This window comes from Streptomyces sp. NPDC094143, from assembly GCF_040303825.1.
GTDB lineage: Bacteria > Actinomycetota > Actinomycetes > Streptomycetales > Streptomycetaceae > Streptomyces.
Map to the genome: position 1 here is coordinate 167,915 of NZ_JBEOTZ010000015.1, position 20,988 is coordinate 188,902.

Here is a 20,988-nt window from a genome sequence, read left to right on the forward strand (position 1 = left end):
GGGTCAACAAGAGGGCGGTCAGTAACGCTGGTTGAGGTATCCGAGCAACTCGTCGTGGAGCAGGCCGTTCGACGCGGCCGCGTTGCCGCTGTGCGGGCCCGGGCGGGCGTCCAGGCCCGTGAAGGTGCCGCCGGCCTCGGTGACGATGATCGCGTTCGCGGCCATGTCCCACAGTGAGAGCTCCGGCTCGGCGCACATGTCGATCGAGCCCTCGGCGACCATCATGTACGGCCAGAAGTCGCCGTACGCGCGCGTGCGCCACACCTCGCGGGTCAGGTCCAGGAAGCCGTCCAGGCGGCCCTGCTCCTCCCAGCCGCTGAGCGAGGAGTACGCGAAGGAGGCGTCGGAGAGCTTGGAGACGCGGGAGACGTGCAGCCGGGAGGCCTTGGTGAGGGAGCGCCCGCTGAAGGCGCCGTGGCCCTTCGCGGCCCACCAGCGGCGGCCCAGCGCGGGGGCGGAGACGACCCCGACGACCGGCTGGAAGCCGCCCTCGCCGGCCTCCATGAGGGAGATGAGCGTGGCCCAGACGGGGACGCCGCGGACGTAGTTCTTGGTGCCGTCGATCGGGTCGATCACCCAGCGGCGCGGGCCGGTGCCCTCCACGCCGTACTCCTCGCCGAGGATCGCGTCCCGGGGCCGGGCGCGCTGGAGCTGGCCGCGGATGAGCTCTTCCGCGGCCTTGTCCGCCTCGCTCACCGGTGTCATGTCCGGTTTGGTCTCCACCTTGAGGTCGAGGGCCTTGAACCGGTCCGTCGTCGCGGCGTCCGCGGCGTCCGCCAGGACGTGAGCGAGGCGCAGGTCGTCGAGGTAGTCGGGCATGTGACGAACCTATCTGCCGAGGTGGGGATGGGGCCACCGGGGGTTTGTGGCCGGGGAGTCATCGGGTGACGTGCCGGTGGGATGCGCGGCGCGGGGCGGGTGAGCGCGCTCGGCGGCAAGGCCCGGGCCCGGGGTGTCTCAACACCCCGCGCGAGACGGCCGAAACGCGCCCCCGTGCGCGCTCGCGAACCCTTGACAGTGCTTCCACGCGCGTCAAACCTGGGCGCAGAGCCGCTCGCCCCAAGGGGAGGCGATGATGCCTGCAGCGCGGGAATCTCTGCTGGACGCCGCTTTCGCGGCGCTGGCGCGCCGGCCGTGGTCCGCCGTGCGGATGGTGGACGTGGCCGCGGCGGCCGGAGTGTCCCGGCAGACGCTGTACAACGAGTTCGGCAGCAAGGACGGCCTCGCCCGGGCGCTCGTGCGCAGGGAGGCCGACGGCTATCTCGCCGGGGTGGACCGCGCGCTCGCCGGCCCCGGCGACCCGCGCGACCGGCTCACCGCCACCGCCGAGTGGGTCACCTCCGCGGCCCGGGACAACGCCCTCGTGCGCGCCATGCTCACCGGCTGCTGGAGCGAACGCCTGCCGTCGCCGACCCTGTCGGCCGTCCCGTCCACCTCCGCCGTGCCGGCCCAGCGCCGGGCCGACGGACCCCTGCCCTCGCCCGGCGACTTCGTCGCCCTCGTCCGCGACCGCGCCGTGACCGTCCTGGCCGGACCCGGCACGCCCAAGTCCGACACGGCCGACCTGGCCCGCTCCTGCGAACTCGCCGTCCGGCTGGCCCTGTCCTGCGTGGCCGCACCGCCCGGCGAGGGCGGCGTCGCCGACCTCGTCCGCAGCGCCCTGCCCCGGCAGGCCGGCTGACAGGGCGTCAGTGCGCCGAGCCCGACAACTGCAGCCCGATCACGCCGATGACGACGAGGCTGATCGACACGATCTTCAGCGTCGACACCAGGTCACCCAGGAACACCATGCCGTAGATGGCCGTCCCCGCCGCCCCGATGCCCGTCCACACGGCGTAGGCGGGGCCCACGTCGAGCTTCTTCAGCGACAGGGTGAGCAGACCGAAACTGCCGAGCGCGAAGACGCAGAACGCGATCGTCGGCCAGAGCCGTGTGAAGCCGTGCGACAGCTTCAGGCAGACGGCGAAACCGGTCTCGAGCAACCCGGCCACGATGACCAGCAGCCACGCCATGTGTCGTCCTCCCGTAACCCCACGTTCAGTGACCGCTTCGTCTCGTTTTGTCGAGGCTTGCATCCGGCTTGGTGCGATTATGCACTTACCGTCCGCACGGCAGGACAAACAACGCGGAGGTCAGTCGCCTTCCGTGCGCTCCCGTGCGGCCAGCAGCCGGCGCAGCGAGTACAGCCGCGCCGGATCCGCGTGCCCCGCGGCGACCCAGGCGTCCAGCGCGCACTCCGGCTCGTCATGGCTGCACGCGCGCGGGCAGCCCTCGGTGCCCGGCTCCAGGTCGGGGAAGGCCTTGATGACCCGGGACGGGTCGACGTGGTGCAGCCCGAACGACCGCACGCCCGGCGTGTCGATGACCCAGCCGTCGGTGCCGGCCAGCGGCAGCGCCAGCGCCGAGGTGGTGGTGTGCCGGCCACGGCCCGTCACCGCGTTCACATGCCCGGTCGAGCGCCGCCGCTCCTCGGGCACCAGCGCGTTGACCAGGGTCGTCTTGCCGACCCCGGAATGCCCCACGAAGGCGGTGATCTTGCCGTCGAGCTGCTCGCGCACCCGGGCGACGGCGGTGCCGCTCTCCAGTTCCTCGCGGCTGGTGACGACGTAGGGGATGTCGAGGTCGCCGTAGAGCTCCAGCAGCTTCTCGGGCGGGGCGAGGTCCGACTTGGTCAGCACCAGCAGCGGTTCCAGGCCGCCGTCGTAGGCCGCGACCAGGCAGCGGTCGATCAGGCGGGGGCGGGGCTCCGGGTCGGCCAGGGCGGTGACGACGGCCAGCTGGTCGGCGTTGGCGACGACCACGCGCTCGTAGGGATCGTCGTCGTCCGCCGTGCGTCGCAGTACGGACGTGCGCTCCGCGATGCGCACGATCCTCGCCAGCGTGTCCTTCCTGCCCGACAGGTCGCCGACCAGGGCCACCCGGTCGCCGACCACCGCGGCCTTGCGGCCCAGCTCCCGGGCCTTCATCGCCATGACCACCCGGTCCTCGACGAGGCAGGTCAGGCGGCCCCGGTCGACGGTGAGGACGAGGCCCTCGGCGGCGTCCTCGTGCTTGGGCCGGATGTTCGTCCGGGGCCGGGTGTTTCGGCGGCCCGGACGGGTGCGGATGTCGTCCTCGTCGGTGTGCTTGCCGTAGCGGCGCATGACCTGGTCCCCGCGTCCTACGCCCCGAGCATCCCGGTCCACAGGTCGGGGAAGTCGGGCAGGGTCTTGGCCGTCGTCGCCACGTTCTCGATCTGCACGCCCTCCACCGCCAGGCCGATGATCGCGCCGGCCGTGGCCATGCGGTGGTCGTCGTAGGTGTGGAAGATCCCGCCGTGCAGCCGGCGCGGGCGGATGTGCAGGCCGTCGGCCGTCTCCGTCACGTCGCCGCCGAGCTCGTTGATCTCCTTGGTCAGCGCCGCCAGCCGGTCCGTCTCGTGCAGGCGCAGGTGGGCCACGCCGCGCAGGGTCGACGGGGAGTCGGCGAGGGCCGCGACGGCGGCGATGCCCGGCGTCAGCTCGCCGACCTCGCCGAGGTCCACGTCGATCCCGTGGATCGAGCCGGAGCCGTTGAACACCAGTCCGTATTCGGTGAGTTCGCAGGAACCGCCCATCTCCGTGAAGATCTCCCGCAGCCGGTCACCGGGCTGGGTGGTGCGGGCCGGCCAGTCCGGGATGACGACCTTGCCGCCCGTGACCAGGGCCGCCGCCAGGAACGGCTGGGCGTTGGACAGGTCCGGCTCGATGACCAGGTCCCGGCCGAGCAGGGCGCCCGGCGTGACCCGCCAGACGTTCGGCTCGCCGCCGGACTCGGGGGTGTCCACCTGGGCGCCGACCGCGCGCAGCATGTCCACGGTCATGCGGATGTGCGGCAGGGAGGGCAGCGTGTCGCCGGTGTGGCGGACCTCGACGCCCTGGTTGAAGCGCGGGCCGGACAGCAGCAGGGCGCTGACGAACTGCGACGAGGAGGACGCGTCGATCGAGACCGGGCCGCCGTCCAGGGCACCGCCGCCGTGCACGGTCAGCGGCAGCGCGCCGCGGCCGTCGTCGTCGATCCGGGCGCCGAGCCGGCGCAGCGCGTCGATGACGCCGTGCAGCGGGCGCTCGTGGGAGCGGGGGTCGCCGTCGAAGCGGACGGGGCCGTCGGCGAGCGCGGCGACGGGCGGCAGGAACCGCATCACGGTGCCGGCGTTGCCGACGTCGACCGTGGCCGGGCCGCGCAGCCCCGTGGGCAGCACCCGCCACGCTTCGCCGGTGCCGTCCGGGCCGACGCCCTCCTCGATCTCGATCCCCATCGCGCGCAGCGCGCCGGCCATCAGCAGCGTGTCGCGGGAGCGCAGCGGGCGGCGCAGCCAGCCCGGCTCGGAGGCGAGGGCGGCGAGGACGAGGGCGCGGTTGGTGACCGACTTGGACCCGGGCACGTGGACCGTCGCGTCGACGGCTCCGCTCGCGTGCGGGGCGGGCCAGAGGGCGGTGTCTGCGGTGTTCGGGACCATGCCTTTACTTTATAAGCAGGCGGTGGTCCGGGGGCCGCCCCATCGCGCCGCTCGCCCCGGTCCGCGCGCGGTCACAGCCCCAGCAGCCAGCGCCCTCCGCCGATCAGCGAGCACAGCGACACGGCGTGGAACAGGAAGAACCACAGGCCCGCCGGTACGTGGGTGAGCCGGGACAGCTGGTCGGCGTCCGAGTCGCCCGCCCCGCCCCGGGCCCGCTTCGCCTGGAGTTCGAAGGCCGGACGCACCCCGCCCAGCAGCAGGAACCACACCACCACGTACGCGAACGCCGCCTGGACCTGAGGCCCGGCCAGCCAGGACACCACCACGAACAGTCCGCCGGTGACGATCATCGTGAGGGCGCCGTAGGCGTTGCGGATCATCACCAGCATGGCCAGCAGCAGGGCCGTGGCCAGCCACAGCAGGAGCGTGATGCGGCCGGCGCCGAGCAGGGCCGCGCCGCCGAGACCCAGCAGGGGAGGGGCGGTGTAGCCGGCGGCGGCCGTGAGGATCATGCCGATGCCGTGCGGCTTGCCGCGGCTGACGGTCAGGCCGCTGGTGTCCGAATGCAGCCGTATGCCCGTGAGGGTGCGGCCGGAGAGCAGGGCGACGAGGCCGTGGCCGCCCTCGTGCGCGATGGTGATGGCGTTGCGGGAGATGCGCCACAGACCGTGCGGGATCACCACGGCGAGCGCGACTCCCAGGGCCGCGACCACCACCCACAGGTCGGGGTCGGGCTGCGTGCCGGAGACCTCGTCCCAGAGGGAGGCGAGCGAGGCGGTTGCGGTGCTGTCCATGTGCGGCGTCGGCTCCCTGTGGGCGGATGGAATCTGGCAGTGTGGCACGTATGTGCGGACGGTATGCAGCGAGTCGTAGGCCAGAGGATCTCGCGGGAATCTTCGAGATCGAGAAGTGGGAGCCCGAGGAGACCCTCGAACCGGACTACAACGTGGCGCCCACCAAGGAGGTCTACGCCGTCCTCGACCGCCCCCTGAAAGACGCGGACGACCCGCGGCCGGTTCGGCAGCTGCGCACGCTCAGGTGGGGGCTCGTCCCCTCGTGGTCGAAGACGCCCGAGGGCGGCGCCCGGATGATCAACGCCCGCGCCGAGACCGTCCACGAGAAGCCGTCCTACCGCCGCGCCTTCACCTCCCGGCGCTGCATCCTGCCCGCCGACGGCTACTACGAGTGGGTCACCGGCACGCAGGAGCGCGAGCTGGAGGTCGAGGGCAAGAAGAAGCGGCCCCGCAAGCAGCCCTACTTCGTGACCCCGGCGGACGGGTCGGTCTTCGCGATGGCCGGGCTGTACGAGTTCTGGCGGGACAAGACACTGCCGGACGACCACCCGCAGGCCTGGTGGGTGACGTGCTCCGTCATCACCACCGAGGCCGAGACCAGCCCGCTCGCGGTGGCACCGGCCGAGGGGCCCCGGGCGCTGGCCGACATCCACCCCCGGATGCCGCTGATGCTGACGCCCGACCGCTGGGACGCCTGGCTGGACCCGTCCCGCACGGACGCCGACGGCCTGCGCGACCTGCTCGCCCCGCCGCCGGCCGGACTGATGCGCGCCTACCCCGTCACCACGGCCGTCAGCAACGTCCGCAACAACGGGCCGGAGCTGCTGAAGGAACTGGAAGGGCCGGAAGAGGGCACACTCTTCTGACGTGACCCATGCGAACGACGGGACCGACGCGGCCCGTGAGACGACCGAGGCTGTCGAGACCGAGGCCGGAACCGCCCGCATCACCTGGCACCCGGCGGACAGGCCCCGGCTGGTGCTCGCCGTCAGCCACGGCGCCGGCGGCGGTATCGAGACCCGCGACCTGACGGCCCTGGCGGAGGTCCTGCCCGCCCACGGCGTGACCGTGGCCCGGGTGGAGCAGCCCTGGCGGGTGGCCGGGAAGAAGCTCGCGCCCGCTCCCAGGACCCTGGACACCGGCTGGCGCGGCATCTGGCCCGCGCTGGCCGCGCCCGGACTGCCGGTGGTCTCGGGCGGCCGCAGCGCCGGGGCCCGGGTGGCCTGCCGTACCGCGACCGAGCTGGGCGCCCACGCCGTGCTCGCGCTCAGCTTCCCGCTCCACCCGCCCGGCAGGCCGGAGAGGTCCCGGGCCGGGGAACTGCTCGGCTCCGGCGTGCCCACCCTGGTCGTGCAGGGCGGGAACGACCCGTTCGGCAGGCCGGAGGAGTTCCCCGAGGGCGCCTACGAGCTCGTGGAGGTTCCGTACGGGGATCACGGCTTCGCCGTGCCGAAACGTGCGGGGATCTCGCAGGAGGAGACCGTGGCGGTCATCACGGACGCCGTCGTCGGGTGGACCGGGTCACTCGGGTGAAGCCTCGGGAATGCCGGGGCGGTGGTCACTGTTGTGCGGGACGTACGTGCTGGAGACCAGCACCGACGCCGTAGGAGAGGAAGTCCGCCGCATGGGTTCGACCTTCTGCCCGAGCCGCAGCAGCCGTGCCGACCTGGAGTGGACGGTGCTGCACGGGGCCAGGACCGCCCCGATTCGGGCGGCGGGCGGACCGGATCGTCGTCTATCCTCCGATTCGGGTGAGACCGGTTTCGGTCTCACGAGAACACTGGAGGAGGTGGGTCCGGTCACTGGGACCGACGCAGGGACCGACAACGGCCAGGCGGAGCAGCCCGAGGGCCAGGGCGGCACGAGCACGGAGACCGCGACCGAGCGCAGCGCGCGTTTCGAGCGGGACGCGCTCGAGTTCCTCGACCAGATGTACTCGGCCGCGCTGCGCATGACGCGCAACCCGGCCGACGCCGAGGACCTGGTACAGGAGACGTACGCCAAGGCGTACGCGTCCTTCCACCAGTTCCGTGAGGGCACCAACCTCAAGGCGTGGCTGTACCGGATCCTCACCAACACCTTCATCAACTCGTACCGCAAGAAGCAGCGGGAACCGCAGCGCTCGGCGGCCGAGGAGATCGAGGACTGGCAGCTCGCCCGCGCCGAGTCGCACATGTCGACGGGCTTGCGCTCCGCGGAGTCGCAGGCGCTCGACCACCTGCCCGACTCGGACGTGAAGGAAGCGCTCCAGGCGATCCCCGAGGAGTTCCGCATCGCCGTCTACCTGGCGGATGTCGAGGGTTTTGCCTACAAGGAGATCGCCGACATCATGGGGACACCCATCGGTACGGTGATGTCCCGGCTGCACCGCGGCCGCCGTCAGCTGCGCGGCATGCTGGAGGACTACGCCCGTGAGCGGGGGATGGTTCCGGCCGGCGCCGGAGAGTCGAACGAAGCGAAAGGCTCGGGGTCATGAGCTGCGGAGAGCCGCACGAGACGGATTGCAGCGAAATCCTCGATCATCTCTACGAGTTCCTCGACCGTGAGATGCCGGACTCGGACTGCGTGAAGTTCGAGCACCACTTCGAGGAGTGCTCGCCGTGCCTGGAGAAGTACGGCCTGGAGCAGGCCGTGAAGAAGCTCGTCAAGCGCTGCTGCGGGCATGACGACGTCCCCGGGGATCTGCGCGCCAAGGTCATGGGGCGGATCGACCTGATCCGCTCCGGCCAGGCGGTCCCCGAGCAGGACGTCACGGCCTCGCCGGCCACGCCGCAGGAGTCCTGAACCCCGTTCTGGGACACTCGAACGCATCACTCGAACGTGCTAATCCGCGGGTTATCCACCCGTGGAGCCCCCTTCCGCCGTCCTAGGCTCCGGGCCTGACGGACATGGCCGGGGAGGGGCGCATGGAAGCGGTACCGGCTCGGACACGCGTGTATGTCGCCTGTGTCGTCGTCGCCGCGGTCCTCTGCCTGCTGCCGCTGCCGGGCGTTCGCGCGCCCTGGTGGGCGGTGGCGCTGCTGGCCGCGCTGTACGCCGGCTGCGAGCGCGTCGCCCGGTCCCGGTTCGTGGGGCTCTCCCATCCGGCCGGGACCTTCTACCCCGTGCTGCTCGCCGGTGCGTTCCTGCTGCCCGCGCCGGCCGCCGCCCTGGTGGCCGTCCCCGGCGCGCTGCTCTCGCACGCGCAGCGGCCGGTGGCGCTGCGGCGGTCGTGGCGGGCCGCCCAGCTCGTCCTCGGCGTGTGGGCGGCGGCCCGGGTGCACTGGCTGCTCGGCGGCCGGGACGCGGTCGTCGCGGGGGACGTCCCCTACGCGCTCGGTCCGGCCGGAGCGGCCGTGCTGGCGTTCTGCCTGGTGCTGGCGGTGCTGGACGGCGGCATCCTGGCCGTGGCCGAGCGGGTGCCGGTACGGCGGGCCTGGCGGGGTCTGGTGGCGCGCTCGCTCGCGCCGATCTCCGTGCACGGGCTGGCCGGGCTGATGATGGCCGTGCTGTGGCGCAGCCCGTACGGGCCCGTGGCCGCGCTGCTCGTGCTGTTGCCGATGTGCGTCTCGTGGTGGGCGTTCGCCCAGTACCACCGGGAGCGGGCGGCCCATCAGGCGACCATCCGGGCACTGGTGCAGGCCGTCGACATCAAGGACGGCTACACGCGCGGGCACAGCGAGCGCGTCGGGCAGGCGTCCATGATGATCGCGCGCGAGCTGGGCATGGACGACGAGCGCGTCGAGGTGCTCCGCTTCGCCGGGATCCTGCACGACGTGGGCAAGCTGGGCGTGCCCACGCGGCTGCTTCGCAAGAACGGGCCGCTCACGCCCGAGGAGCGGCGGGTGATCGAGCTGCACCCCGAGTACGGGCACGAGATGGTGCGCGGCATCGGCTTCCTCGGGGAGGCCCGGGCCGCCGTGCTGCACCACCACGAGCGGCTGGACGGCAGCGGGTACCCCTACGGGCTGGTGGGCCGTCAGATCCCGGAGTCCGCGCGGGTGGTGGCGGTGGCGGACGCCTTCGACGCCATGACCTCCACCCGCTGCTACAGCAGGGCCCGGCCCGTGCCGGTGGCCCTGGCGGAGCTGGAGCGGTGCGCGGGCAGCCAGTTCGACCCGGTGATGGTCACGGCCCTGGTCGGGGCGGTGGAACGGGCGGGCTGGCGCCCGGCGGTGACCGCGGACGATACGGAGGGATTGGGCGGCGGGGGTGGTGTGGCCGGTGGCGGTGTCGGCGGCGGTGGGGGTGCCGGTGTCGGCGGCGGCGGTGCCGGTGTCGGCGGCGGTGCCGGGGGCGCGGGTGGCGGTGCCGGTGTCCCGCCCGGCTCGCCGGGGGAGGGGGTCGGACGTGTTGAGGGTGGTCCGGGTGCTCTGGGTGGTCCGGGTGGTCCGGGTGGTCGAGCCGGCCTGAGTGGTCAGGGCGGTGAGAGCGACCGGAGTGACCAGGTCGGACACGGCAGCCGGGGTGACCAGGCCGGGCGGGGCGGCCAGGTCGGGCAGGGCGTTCAGGCCCGTCAAGGCGGCCAGGTCGGGCAGGGCGGCCGGGGCGGGCAGGGCGGTCAAGTCGGACAGACCGGACAGGCCGGACAGGGATTCCAGGCCCGGCCGGGTGGCCGGGCAGGGCAGGGCGGTCAAGCCGGGCAGGGCAGTCAGGTCGGGCAGGGCGGCTGGGGCGGCCAGGTCGGGCAGGGCGGCCAGGTCGGTGAAACCGGGCAAGGCGGCCAGGTCGGGCGGGGCGGGCAGGGCAGTCAGGTCGGGCAGGGGCGCGATGAGGGCGCAGGGGTGCCCTCGCCGGGGGCGCCCGTCGGCGGGCAGCCGAGGTCGCGCCGATGAACGGCCACCGGCCGCCCCCGCTCCTGACCCTCGTCCACGCCTGTGCCGCCGTCCTCGCCGCCGGCTCCCTCGCCGCGACCCTCTACGGCGGGCTGGAGGAACGCCGGGTCGCCCTCGCCTTCGGCGTCCTCGTCACCGTCGGCGAGCTCGCCCGGCGCAACGACGCCCAGGTCAGGGAGCCGGCACCGCTCGGGGCCGCGGCGGCCCTGTCGTACGGGCTGCTCGGGGAGGCCGGCGGGCGGGCCACGCACCACGGTCCCGCCCAGGTCGTCGCCGTCGTGCTGGCCGCCTCGCTGCTCGGCAGCGTGCCGCACGTCGCCCGCGGGCAGGGGCCCACGCTCGACCACCTCGCCCGCCGCGTGCTCACCGTCGGGTTCGTCGCCGTGTGCTTCCAGCCCCCCTACAACCGCGGCATGTTCGACGACTGGGGCGGACCCGCCTACGCGCTGCTGCTGCTCGCGCTGCTGTCCCTGACCGCGCTGTGCGACGCGGTGCTCGCCGCCGCCCTGGCGCACTCGCGGACCGGCTGGCCGTTCGGGCCGGTGCTGCGGGACGAGCTGCGGGCCGTGCGCGGCATCGGCTCCGCCGTCATCGCCACCGGGGCGGTGATGGCGCTGGCGGTCGCCGTCGTGGGGCTGTGGGCGCTGCCCGTCTTCTCCGTGCCGCTGCTGCTGGCCCAGATGTCCTTCCGCCGCTACGCCGCCGTCCGGGCGACCTACCGGCAGACCATCGCCTCCCTCGCGCGGGCCACCGAGGTCGCCGGGTACACCCCGGCCGGGCACGCCCGCCGGGTCGCCGCGCTCAGTCTGGCCGTCGGGCGCGACCTGGGCCTCACCGAGCCCGAGCTGGCCGTGCTGGAGTACGCGGCGCTGATGCACGACATCGGGCAGCTGAGCCTCGTCGACCCCGTGCCGGCGGGCGCCACCGCCGCCCTGCCCGCCGCCGAGCAGCGCCGGATCGCGCTGCTCGGCGGGGCCGTGGTCCGGCAGACGGGGGTCGACGAGGCCGTCGCCGTGGTCGTGGAGCGGCAGGCGGACCCGTACGCGGAGCAGCCGCTCGCGGCCCGGATCGTCCGGGCCGTGAACGCGTACGAGGAGAAGTCCCGGGAAGGCGGCCCGGGCGGGCCGCTGACGGCGCTGGAGGAAATCCGGCTCGCCACCGCCGGGGAGTACGCGCCGGAAGTGGTGGAATCACTGGCCCGGGTACTGGCAAGGAGCAGTCTGACGCTGCCCGTGGCTGGGTAACCCATGGGTAATGAGCGCCCCCGAGGCCGTACGTGGTTGGATGCGAAGGAGAAGGTGTCCGGGGGCTCGAAACACAGCTACGGCCAGCCCACAGCACGGAACTGGCAGGCGGGAATCGTGAGGATCTTCGGCAAGGGACGGCACCGGCCCTCCGCCTCCTGGCGGCAGGCCACGGACCGGGCATTCACCCTCATCGGCGACGGCCGGTACGAGGACGCGGGCGCGCTGCTGACACGTGCCGCCGATCTGGAGCCCTGGCTGTCCGAGTCCTGGTTCAACCTCGCCCTGCTGCACAAGTTCCGGCACGACTGGGAGCAGGCCCGGGCCGCCGGCCTGCGGGCGGTGGCCCTGCTCGACCGGGACTCCGGCGCGCCCGACTGGTGGAACGTCGGCATCGCCGCCACCGCCCTCCAGGACTGGCCGCTGGCCCGCCGTGCCTGGCAGGCCTACGGGCTGCGGGTGCCGGGCGCCGCGAACGACTCGGGCGAGCCCGTCGGCATGGACCTCGGCAGCGCGGCCGTACGGCTCTCCCCGGAGGGCGAGGCGGAGGTCGTGTGGGGGCGGCGGCTGGATCCCGCGCGGATCGAGGTGCTGTCCATTCCGCTGCCGTCGTCGGGGCGGCGCTGGGGCGAGGTCGTCCTGCACGACGGCGTGCCGCACGGGGAGCGGACCACGGCCGCGGGGCACACCTACCCGGTGTTCGACGAGATCGAGCTGTGGGCGCCGTCCCCGGTGCCGACCTGGGTGGTGCTGCTGGAGGCGGCGACGGAGGCCGACCGGGACGCGCTGGAGCAGCTGGCCGCGGACGCGGGGTTCGCCGCGGAGGACTGGTCCTCCTCGGTGCGGCTGCTGTGCCGGATGTGCTCGGAGTCGCGGATGCCGTCGGACGAGGGCGACGGGGAGCACCTGGATCCGCACGATCACAGCGAGCCGGGGCATCCCGGGCCGCTGGGGCACCGGACGGACGGGCAGCTGTGGGTGCCGGAGCGGGAGTGCGGGCTGGCCGCGCCGGCTTCGCTGGTCCGGGGGTTGCTGGACGGGTGGGTGGCCGACAGTCCGGATTCGCGGGATTGGCGGGATCTGGAAGAGGTGTGCTAGCGCCGTCGCCGGGTGCGGCCGCGTCGGTGGCTCGCCGGTTCCCCGCGCCCTGAAGCAGGGCGTTTCACCCGCGTACCCTGTATCAGCATCCCTTGGAATTGTTCAGGAAGGCGTACGTAACGTCATGGCTCAGCAGGACACCGATCAGCAGCACGCGGGCGTGCTCCCCGTCGATGACGAGGGGTACGTGATCGACACGGAGGACTGCGAGGAGCGCGAGGCGGCCTGGCGGGAGCGGGGGACCTCGCGGCCGATCACGGTGGTCGGGAACCCGGTGCTGCACAAGGAGTGCAAGGACGTCACCGAGTTCGGCGAGGAGCTGCAGCAGCTCGTCGCTGACATGTTCGCGAGCCAGCGCACCGCCGAGGGCGTGGGCCTGGCCGCCAACCAGATCGGCGTCGACGCGAAGGTCTTCGTCTACGACTGCCCCGACGACGAGGGCGTTCGGCACACCGGTGTCGTCTGCAACCCCAAGCTCGTCGAACTGCCCGCCGACAAGCGCCGGCTGGACGACAGCAACGAGGGCTGCCTGTCGGTGCCGACCGCGTACGCGCCGCTCGCCCGGCCGGACTACGCAGAGGTGACCGGACAGGACGAGCGCGGCAACCCGATCAAGGTGCGCGGCACCGGATACTTCGCTCGGTGTTTGCAGCACGAGACCGACCACCTCTACGGCTACCTGTACATCGACCGGCTCTCCAAGCGTGAGCGCAAGGACGCGCTGCGGCAGATGGCTGAGAACGAGCCCCGCTACCCCGTGGTGGCCAACGACTGACACCTCGGGCGCACCAGGCGAACGGCGCCTGTTCGGGTTTCTCACCCTGAACAGGCGCCGTTCGCCTGTGTCGTTCGCCTGTCCGTCGCACGTTCGATCGCTTCCGCTCTCCTGGTGATCCCGCACCAGTCACACGACAGGAGGATCCCGGCACTGTGGGGTAGCGAATGAAGCAAATACGTTCCCAGAACGGTCAGTTGTAGTGCTGAATGGGGTGAGCGGGGTATGCAACGGCGCACGCCCGGCACGAAGGGAGGGGCGCCCGCGCCAACTGGCGGCTGAGAGGGGTTAGTTCGTGCATGCTTTGTCACACGGCACCACATCGACACCGACCACCATCGCAGTTCCACCGTCGCTCTCCCTCCCTGTGATCGAGGCGGCGTTTCCCCGGCAACTCCACCCGTATTGGCCGAAGTGCCAGGAGGAGACGCGGGCATGGCTGCTCGAAAAGCGGCTCATGCCCGCCGAGAAGGTGGCGGAATATGCCGACGGCCTGTGCTACACGGACCTCATGGCCGGGTACTACATCGGCGCCCCCGACGAGGTGATGCAGGCCATCGCGGACTACAGCGCCTGGTTCTTCGTCTGGGACGACCGGCACGACCGCGACATCGTGCACGGGCGCCCGCTCGCCTGGCGGAAGCTGCGGGACCGGTTGCACACCGCGCTCGACTCCCCCGGGGAGCACCTGCACCACGAGGACCCGCTGGTCGCCGGGTTCGCCGACAGCGTGCTGCGGCTGTACGGGTTCCTGCCGCAGACGTGGAACCTCCGGTTCGCCCGGCACTTCCACGAGGTGATCGAGGCCTACGACCGGGAGTTCCACAATCGCGCGCACGGCATCGTGCCGACGGTCGAGGAATACCTCCGGCTGCGTCGGCTCACCTTCGCCCACTGGATATGGACGGACCTGCTGGAGCCGACCGCGGGGTGCGAACTCCCCGACACCGTGCGGAAACACCCGGCCTATCGGCGGGCGGCGTTGCTCAGCCAGGAATTCGCCGCCTGGTACAACGATCTCTGCTCGCTTCCGAAGGAGATAGCGGGCGACGAGGTGCACAATCTCGGAATAAGTCTCATCGTCCATGAGGGGCTGACGCTGGAACAGGCGGTGGTGGAAGTCCGGCGCCGGGTCGAGGAATGCATCACCGAATTCCTCGACGTCGAGCAGGAGGCATTGCGGTTCGCCGACGAGCTCGCCGACGGCACCGTGCGCGGAAAGGAACTGAGCGCCGCCGTGCGCGTCTGCCTGAGCGATATGCGGAACTGGTTCAGCTCCGTCTACTGGTTCCACCACGAGTCCGGCCGGTACATGGTCGACAGCTGGGACGACCGGTCCACGCCCCCGTACGTCAACAACGAAGCGGCAGGTGAGAAATGACCGTCGAGTCTGTGAGGCCTGAAGCCCCCCTGGCCCCGGAACTGCGCGAGCCGCCCCGGGCCGGCGGCGCCGTCCCCGTCCTCGGGCACGGCTGGAAGCTGGCGCGCGACCCGCTGGCGTTCATGTCCCGGCTGCGCGACCACGGCGAGGTGGTCCGGCTGAAGCTCGGCCCGAAGACCGTCTACGCCGTGACCACCCCGGCCCTCACGGGCGCGCTGGCGCTGAGCAACGACTTCATCATCGCCGGACCGCTGTGGGAGTCCCTGGAGGGCCTGCTCGGCAAGGAGGGCGTGGCCACGGCCAACGGCCCGCGCCACCGCCGCCAGCGGCGCACCATCCAGCCCGCCTTCCGGCTCGACGCCATCCCCGCCTACGGGCCGATCATGGAGGAGGAGGCACACGCGCTCACCGAGCGCTGGAAGCCCGGCGAGACGGTGGACTGCACCTCCGAGTCCTTCCGGGTGGCCGTGCGCATCGCGGCCCGCTGTCTGCTGCGCGGCGACTTCATGGACGAGCGGGCGGAGCGGCTGTGCGTCGCCCTGGCCACCGTCTTCCGCGGGATGTACCGGCGGATGGTGATCCCGCTCGGACCGCTCTACAACCTTCCGCTCCCGGCCAACCGCGAATTCAACCGGGCCCTGGCCGATTTACATCTCCTGGTCGACGAGATCATCGCCGAGCGCCGCGCAAGCGGTCAAAAGCCGGACGATTTGCTGACGGCATTGCTGGAGGCGAAGGACGAGAATGGCGACCCCATCGGGGAACAGGAGATCCACGATCAGGTCGTCGCGATCCTCACCCCGGGCAGCGAAACCGTGGCATCCACGATCATGTGGCTCTTGCATATGCTCGCGGAACACCCTGAACACGCCGACCGGGTGCGTGACGAAGTGCAAGCCGTCACCGGTGGGAGGCCGGTGGCATTTGCCGACGTACGAGAGCTCAGGCACACCAACAATGTCGTGGTCGAGTCCATGCGTTTGAGTCCGGCGGTGTGGATTCTGACGCGCCGGGCGGTGCGGGACACGGAACTCGGTGGATACCGCATTCCGGCCGGAGCGGACATCGTCTACAGTCCGTACGCCATCCAGCGCGACGCGAAGTCGTACGAGCGGAACCTGGAGTTCGATCCGGACCGCTGGCTGCCGGAGCGGGTCAAGACGATCCCGAAGCACGCGATGAGCCCGTTCAGCACGGGCAACCGCAAGTGCCCGAGCGACCACTTCTCGATGGCGCAGCTGACGCTGATCACGGCGGCGCTGGCCACCAGGTACCGCTTCGAGCAGGTGGCGGGCTCGAACGACAGCACACGCGTCGGCATCACGCTGCGGCCGCACGACCTGCGGGTGCGGCCGGTGGCGAGGTGACGGTGCCCGTCCTCAGGCCGCCTCGGTGCCCCTGAACGTGCGCCGGTAGGCGTTCGGCGTGGTCCCGACCGCCCGGACGAAGTGGTGGCGCAGCGTGGCCGCGTTGCCGAACCCCGTCCGGCCGGCGATCGCGTCCATCGTCTCGTCCGTCGCCTCCAGCAGCCGCTGGGCCAGCAGCACCCGCTGCCGCAGCACCCAGCGGTAGGGAGTCGTACCCGTCTCCTGCTGGAAGCGGCGGGCGAACGTGCGCGGGGACATGTGGGCGTGGGCGGCGAGCTGCTCGACGGTCACCTCCTCGTCGAGGTGGCGCTCCATCCACGCCAGCACCTCGCCGATCGTGTCGGCCTCGGAGTGCGGCAGCGGGCGCTCGATGTACTGGGCCTGGCCGCCGTCGCGGTGCGGCGGCACCACCATCCGCCGGGCGATCTTGTTGGCGACCTCGGAGCCCTGCTCCTTGCGGACCAGGTGGAGGCAGGCGTCGATGCCGGCGGCGGTGCCCGCGGAGGTGATCACCGGGTCCTCGTCGACGTAGAGCACGTCCGGCTCGACGGCCACCCGGGGGTAGCGCAGGGCGAGGTCCCGGGCGTGCTTCCAGTGCACCGCGCAGCGCCGGTCGTCCAGCAGCCCGGCCGCGGCCAGCACGAAGACGCCGGAGCAGACGCTGAGCACCCGGGCGCCGCGGTCCACGGCGCGGCGCAGGGCGTCCAGCAGCTCCGGCGGGAAGGTGCGGGTGGAGTAGCCGTCCCCGGCCGGGACGGCGATGAGGTCGGCCGTCTCCAGCCGCTCCAGCCCGTGCTCGACCTGCAGCGACAGGCCCGAGGCCATGCGCAGGGCCGGGCCCTCGGCCGAGGCCACGGCGAAGTCGTACACCGGCAGGCCGTCGTCACTGCGGTCGGTGCCGAAGACCTCGCACACCACGCCGAGTTCGAAGGGGGTCACACCGTCGAGCAGGACGACGGCCACGTTCTGCAGCATGCGTCCAGTGTGCCGCACCGTTGGCAGTAATTCGAGGGTCTGCGGCAGTACTGCCACTGACGGTAAGGACCATTCGGCGCGACAGTGGTGTCCATGGACACGAACCAGACTCAGACACTCATCGCCATGGTCTTCGTACTCGGGACGCTGGTCCTCCTGGTCCTCCCGTCCGTGCTCGGCATCGTGCGCGACCGGCGCATCGACCGGCAGATCAGGGAGGCTCAGGAGGCCCGCGAGAACGCGCCGGCTCAGAAGTCCTCGTCCAGGTCGACGGTGCCCTCCACCGCCACCTGGTACGCGGAGGGCCGCCGCTCGAAGAAGTTGGTCAGCTCCTGAACCCCCTGCAGCTCCATGAAGGAGAAGGGGTTCTCGGAGCCGTACACCGGAGCGAAGCCCAGGCGGGTCAGTCGCTGGTCGGCGACGCACTCCAGGTACTGCCGCATCGACTCGGTGTTCATGCCCGGGAGGCCGTCACCGCACAGGTCGCGCGCGAACTGCAGCTCGGCCTCGACGGCCTCGCGGAGCATGTCCGTCACCTCCTGACGGAGCCGCTCGTCGAACAGCTCCGGCTCCTCCTTGCGGACGGTGTCGACCACGTCGAACGCGAACGACATGTGCATGGTCTCGTCGCGGAACACCCAGTTGGTGCCGGTCGCCAGACCGTGCAGCAGGCCGCGGCTGCGGAACCAGTAGACGTAGGCGAAGGCGCCGTAGAAGAACAGGCCCTCGATGCACGCCGCGAAGCAGATCAGGTTGAGCAGGAAGCGGCGCCGGTCCGCCTGTGACTCCAGCCGGTCCAGCTTCTCGACCGAGTCCATCCACTTGAAGCAGAACTCCGCCTTCTCCCGGATGGACGGGATGTTCTCCACCGCCGCGAAGGCGGCCGCCCGGTCCTCCGGGTCGGGCAGGTAGGTGTCGAGCAGCGTCAGATAGAACTGGACGTGCACGGCCTCCTCGAACAGCTGACGGCTCAGGTAGAGCCGCGCCTCGGGGGAGTTGATGTGCTTGTACAGCGTCAGCACCAGGTTGTTCGCGACGATCGAGTCGCCCGTCGCGAAGAACGCGACCAGCCGGCCGATCAGGTGCTGCTCGGCGGGCGAGAGCTTGGCGAGGTCGGCGACGTCCGAGTGGAGGTCGACCTCCTCGACGGTCCAGGTGTTCTTGATGGCGTCCCGGTAGCGCTCGTAGAAGTCCGGGTAGCGCATGGGGCGCAGGGTCAGCTCGAAGCCGGGCTCGAGGAGATTCTGGTTGCTGGGCATTACTGGCAGGCCTCGCAGGACTCGGGGTTCTCCAGGGAGCAGGCGACCGCTTCGGGGTCCGGGGCGGCCTGCACGGGGACGGTGGCCTGGGCGGCGCGGGCGATCCGGGTCGCCGGGCGCGAACGCAGGTAGTACGTGGTCTTCAGCCCGGACTTCCAGGCGTAGGCGTACATCGAGGAGAGCTTGCCGATGGTCGGCGTCTCCAGGAAGAGGTTCAGGGACTGGGACTGGTCCAGGAACGGGGTCCTGGCCGCCGCCATGTCGATCAGGCCGCGCTGCGGGATCTCCCACGCCGTGCGGTAGAGCGCGCGAACGTCCTCGGGGATCCAGGCGAAGCCCTGCACCGAGCCGCCCGCCTCGCGCAGGGCCTCGCGGCTGCGGGCGTCCCACACACCGAGCCGCTTCAGCTCGTCCACCAGGTAGGAGTTGACCTGGAGGAACTCACCCGACAGCGTCTCGCGCTTGAACAGGTTGGACACCTGCGGCTCGATGCACTCGTAGACGCCCGCGATGGAGGCGATGGTGGCCGTGGGCGCGATGGCCAGGAGCAGCGCGTTGCGCAGGCCGGTCGTGGCGATCCGCTCGCGCAGGGCCGCCCAGCGCTCCGGCCAGGTCAGTTCCACGTCGTAGTGGTCGGGGTGCAGCACGCCCCGGGCCGTACGGGTCTTCTCCCAGGCCGGCAGCGGGCCGCTGCGCTCGGCGAGGTCGGCGGAGGCCTCGTAGGCGGCGAGCATGATCCGCTCGGCGATGCGGGTGGACAGGGCCTTCGCCGCGGGCGAGTCGAAGGGCAGGCGCAGCTGGAAGAAGACGTCCTGCAGGCCCATGGCGCCGAGGCCGACCGGGCGCCAGCGGGCGTTGGAGCGGCCCGCCTGCTCGGTCGGGTAGAAGTTGATGTCGACGACCCGGTCGAGGAACGCCACGGCCGTGCGGACGGTCGCGTCCAGCCGCTCCCAGTCGATGTCCCCGTCGCTCACGAAGGCACCGAGGTTGACCGAGCCCAGGTTGCAGACCGCCGTCTCCCCGTCGCTGGTGACCTCCAGGATCTCCGTGCAGAGGTTGGAGGAGTGGACGACGTGGCCCGGCTCGGCGGTCTGGTTTGCGGTGCGGTTGGCGGCGTCCTTGAAGGTCATCCAGCCGTTGCCGGTCTGCGCGAGGGCGCGCATCATCCGGCCGTACAGCTCGCGCGCGGGCAGCGTCTTCCTCGCCAGGCCCTTCGCCTCGGCGGCCCGGTAGGCGGCGTCGAACTCCTCGCCCCACAGGTCCACCAGCTCGGGCACGTCCGCGGGGGAGAACAGCGACCACCGCGCGTCGGCGTTCACCCGCCGCATGAACTCGTCCGGGACCCAGTGCGCGAGGTTCAGGTTGTGCGTACGGCGGGCGTCCTCACCGGTGTTGTCCCGCAGCTCCAGGAACTCCTCGATGTCGGAGTGCCACGTCTCCAGGTAGACCGCGGCGGCGCCCTTGCGGCGACCGCCCTGGTTCACGGCGGCGACCGAGGCGTCGAGGGTCTTCAGGAACGGCACGATGCCGTTGGAGTGGCCGTTGGTGCCGCGGATCAGCGAACCCCGGGCGCGGACGCGGGAGTAGGCGATGCCGATGCCGCCGGCGTGCTTCGACAGGCGGGCGACCTGGTGGTAGCGGTCGTAGATGGAGTCCAGCTCGTCCCTGGGGGAGTCCAGGAGGTAGCAGGACGACATCTGGGGGTGCCGGGTGCCGGAGTTGAAGAGCGTGGGGGAGGAGGGGAGGTAATCGAGGCGGCTCATCAGCCGGTAGAGCGCGGCGACTTCGTCCACGGCCCGTGCGGTGTCGTCCTCGGCGAGGCCGCTCGCCACACGCAGCATGAAGTGCTGGGGCGTCTCGATCACCTTGCGGGTGATCGGGTGCCGCAGCAGGTAGCGGCTGTGCAGCGTGCGCAGGCCGAAGTAGCCGAAGCGGTCGTCGGCGGCGGTGTCGATCAGGGCGTCGAGCCGGGCGGCGTGCAGCCGGACGAAGCCGGCGGTCCGGTCGGCGATGAGCCCTTCGCGGTGGCCCACGGCGACCGATTCCGTGAAGGACGTGACGCCCTGGGAGGCGGCCTCGGCACGGATGCCGATGGTCAGCAGCCGGGCGGCCAGCCGGGAGTAGGCGGGGTCCTCGGCGATGAGACCGGCGGCCGCCTCCGTCGCCAGCTCGCGCAACTCCGCCTCGTCCGCCCGCGCGGAGCGGCCGCGCAGGGCGGCGGCGGCGACCCGGCCCGGGTCGGCGTCGGGGAGGTCGGCGGTCAGCTCGGTCAGGGTCCGCAACAGCGCGGCACCGGGAGCGTCGTGCGCCTCTGCGGTGGCTTCTTCGGCGGTCTCTTCGCAGGCTTCCTCGGCGGCTGAGACCGGATCGGCTGGCGCGATGGTCACGTGGGGCTCTCCCTCGCTCGGCACGGGGCCTCGTCGAGGGCAGGGGGCAGCACACGAGCGCACGCGGCGTCGCGTCCACCGGCCCATTCCACGAGGCCCGGACGTCAGGCACACCGGCCGGGTGGCCGGGTGCACTGTCGGCAGGTCCTCGGACTGACGCCCATGCGCCTTTAGGGGCATGGGTACACCGTTGCGGGACAGTTCCGGATTCGCACCGGATTCCCCTGCGGCGACAGCGAGCATGAGCATACATCTTGTGGTGGGTTCCGGTAGCACCCCCAGATGTTGTGTCGGATACGACGGCGGGCCGCCGTGAGGAGTCCTCACGGCCAGCCCTGCAACGCGTAGTCCTGGCAGTGATAGAACGCGAGCCGGTCGCCCAGGCCGAGTTGCTGACGGAACATGCAGAAGTAGCCG

General features: G+C 71.8%; 19 protein-coding genes, 1 pseudogene and 1 riboswitch. Of the genes and pseudogenes, 12 read left to right on the forward strand and 8 right to left on the reverse strand.

The annotated features are described in order from the left end of the window. Nucleotides 1-18: 18 nt before the first annotated feature. The gene (gene hisN, locus ABTZ58_RS20755) at nucleotides 19-819 is read right to left on the reverse strand and encodes a histidinol-phosphatase (protein ID WP_309095376.1); all 801 of its coding nucleotides are present in this window, start codon (nucleotides 817-819) and stop codon (nucleotides 19-21) included. A gap of 256 nt (nucleotides 820-1,075) precedes the next feature. On the opposite strand from hisN, the gene ABTZ58_RS20760 reads away from it, so the two are divergent. Next, a complete protein-coding gene (locus ABTZ58_RS20760) occupies nucleotides 1,076-1,681 on the forward strand; it encodes a TetR/AcrR family transcriptional regulator (RefSeq protein ID WP_351358543.1) in 606 nt (201 codons plus the stop codon). Nucleotides 1,682-1,688: 7 nt separating this feature from the next. Here the strand turns inward: ABTZ58_RS20760 and ABTZ58_RS20765 are convergent, their stop codons facing one another. The 4 genes from ABTZ58_RS20765 to ABTZ58_RS20780 all read right to left on the reverse strand — a co-directional run bounded on the left by ABTZ58_RS20765 (nucleotide 1,689) and on the right by ABTZ58_RS20780 (nucleotide 5,271). Then, entirely contained in the window at nucleotides 1,689-2,012 is a 324-nt protein-coding gene (locus tag ABTZ58_RS20765; protein ID WP_309095374.1) for a DMT family transporter, read from the reverse strand. 120 nt (nucleotides 2,013-2,132) lie between these two features. Further along, entirely contained in the window at nucleotides 2,133-3,143 is a 1,011-nt protein-coding gene (rsgA, locus tag ABTZ58_RS20770; RefSeq protein ID WP_351358481.1) for a ribosome small subunit-dependent GTPase A, read from the reverse strand. A 17-nt stretch (nucleotides 3,144-3,160) separates the two neighbouring features. Beyond that, the gene (aroA, locus tag ABTZ58_RS20775) at nucleotides 3,161-4,477 is read right to left on the reverse strand and encodes a 3-phosphoshikimate 1-carboxyvinyltransferase (RefSeq protein ID WP_351358484.1); all 1,317 of its coding nucleotides are present in this window, start codon (nucleotides 4,475-4,477) and stop codon (nucleotides 3,161-3,163) included. Between the two features lie 71 nt (nucleotides 4,478-4,548). Next, complete coding sequence (locus ABTZ58_RS20780) at nucleotides 4,549-5,271, reverse strand: M50 family metallopeptidase (RefSeq protein ID WP_351358487.1); 723 nt, start codon at nucleotides 5,269-5,271, stop codon at nucleotides 4,549-4,551. A 50-nt stretch (nucleotides 5,272-5,321) separates the two neighbouring features. Here ABTZ58_RS20780 and ABTZ58_RS20785 point away from each other — a divergent pair, with 50 nt between their 5' ends. From ABTZ58_RS20785 to ABTZ58_RS20830, 10 genes and pseudogenes are all read left to right on the forward strand, one after another. Further along, nucleotides 5,322-6,137: an SOS response-associated peptidase gene (locus tag ABTZ58_RS20785; protein WP_351358489.1), complete on the forward strand. Its 816-nt coding sequence runs from the start codon at nucleotides 5,322-5,324 to the stop codon at nucleotides 6,135-6,137. Nucleotide 6,138: 1 nt separating this feature from the next. Further along, entirely contained in the window at nucleotides 6,139-6,804 is a 666-nt protein-coding gene (locus ABTZ58_RS20790) for an alpha/beta hydrolase family protein (protein ID WP_351358492.1), read from the forward strand. 256 nt (nucleotides 6,805-7,060) lie between these two features. Beyond that, the gene (gene sigR / locus ABTZ58_RS20795) at nucleotides 7,061-7,747 is read left to right on the forward strand and encodes an RNA polymerase sigma factor SigR (protein ID WP_309095368.1); all 687 of its coding nucleotides are present in this window, start codon (nucleotides 7,061-7,063) and stop codon (nucleotides 7,745-7,747) included. Beyond that, nucleotides 7,744-8,055 carry a mycothiol system anti-sigma-R factor gene (gene rsrA, locus ABTZ58_RS20800; RefSeq protein WP_309095367.1) on the forward strand — a complete coding sequence of 104 codons (312 nt, stop codon included), beginning with the start codon at nucleotides 7,744-7,746 and terminating at the stop codon, nucleotides 8,053-8,055. The genes sigR and rsrA overlap by 4 nt, the downstream gene beginning before the upstream one ends. Before the next feature lie 122 nt (nucleotides 8,056-8,177). After that, nucleotides 8,178-9,440, forward strand: a pseudogene (locus ABTZ58_RS20805) (HD-GYP domain-containing protein); the annotation flags it as partial. A gap of 641 nt (nucleotides 9,441-10,081) precedes the next feature. Next, complete coding sequence (locus tag ABTZ58_RS20810; protein ID WP_351358497.1) at nucleotides 10,082-11,329, forward strand: HD-GYP domain-containing protein; 1,248 nt, start codon at nucleotides 10,082-10,084, stop codon at nucleotides 11,327-11,329. Nucleotides 11,330-11,446: 117 nt separating this feature from the next. Continuing rightward, entirely contained in the window at nucleotides 11,447-12,427 is a 981-nt protein-coding gene (locus ABTZ58_RS20815) for a tetratricopeptide repeat protein (RefSeq protein WP_351358500.1), read from the forward strand. Between the two features lie 124 nt (nucleotides 12,428-12,551). Beyond that, nucleotides 12,552-13,202, forward strand: a complete 651-nt coding sequence (def, locus tag ABTZ58_RS20820) for a peptide deformylase (RefSeq protein WP_351358503.1) — start codon at nucleotides 12,552-12,554, stop codon at nucleotides 13,200-13,202. 295 nt (nucleotides 13,203-13,497) lie between these two features. Further along, complete coding sequence (cyc1, locus tag ABTZ58_RS20825) at nucleotides 13,498-14,583, forward strand: epi-isozizaene synthase (RefSeq protein ID WP_351358506.1); 1,086 nt, start codon at nucleotides 13,498-13,500, stop codon at nucleotides 14,581-14,583. Beyond that, the gene (locus tag ABTZ58_RS20830; RefSeq protein WP_351358509.1) at nucleotides 14,580-15,950 is read left to right on the forward strand and encodes a bifunctional albaflavenone monooxygenase/terpene synthase; all 1,371 of its coding nucleotides are present in this window, start codon (nucleotides 14,580-14,582) and stop codon (nucleotides 15,948-15,950) included. The genes cyc1 and ABTZ58_RS20830 overlap by 4 nt, the downstream gene beginning before the upstream one ends. Before the next feature lie 12 nt (nucleotides 15,951-15,962). Here ABTZ58_RS20830 and ABTZ58_RS20835 read toward each other — a convergent pair whose 3' ends face one another. Then, the gene (locus ABTZ58_RS20835) at nucleotides 15,963-16,925 is read right to left on the reverse strand and encodes a GlxA family transcriptional regulator (RefSeq protein ID WP_351358512.1); all 963 of its coding nucleotides are present in this window, start codon (nucleotides 16,923-16,925) and stop codon (nucleotides 15,963-15,965) included. A 93-nt stretch (nucleotides 16,926-17,018) separates the two neighbouring features. On the opposite strand from ABTZ58_RS20835, the gene ABTZ58_RS20840 reads away from it, so the two are divergent. Beyond that, nucleotides 17,019-17,261 (forward strand): hypothetical protein, encoded by a 243-nt coding sequence (locus tag ABTZ58_RS20840; protein WP_309097734.1) that lies wholly within the window; start codon nucleotides 17,019-17,021, stop codon nucleotides 17,259-17,261. Here ABTZ58_RS20840 and ABTZ58_RS20845 read toward each other — a convergent pair. Both ABTZ58_RS20845 and ABTZ58_RS20850 read right to left on the reverse strand, forming a co-directional pair. Then, on the reverse strand, nucleotides 17,174-18,184 hold the full coding sequence (locus ABTZ58_RS20845) for a ribonucleotide-diphosphate reductase subunit beta (RefSeq protein WP_351358515.1): 1,011 nt from the start codon (nucleotides 18,182-18,184) through the stop codon (nucleotides 17,174-17,176). The genes ABTZ58_RS20840 and ABTZ58_RS20845 overlap by 88 nt on opposite strands. Beyond that, on the reverse strand, nucleotides 18,184-20,571 hold the full coding sequence (locus ABTZ58_RS20850) for a ribonucleoside-diphosphate reductase subunit alpha (protein WP_351358518.1): 2,388 nt from the start codon (nucleotides 20,569-20,571) through the stop codon (nucleotides 18,184-18,186). Before ABTZ58_RS20850 ends, ABTZ58_RS20845 begins: the two co-directional genes overlap by 1 nt. Before the next feature lie 122 nt (nucleotides 20,572-20,693). Then, nucleotides 20,694-20,820, reverse strand: a riboswitch (cobalamin riboswitch). Nucleotides 20,821-20,988: the final 168 nt, after the last annotated feature.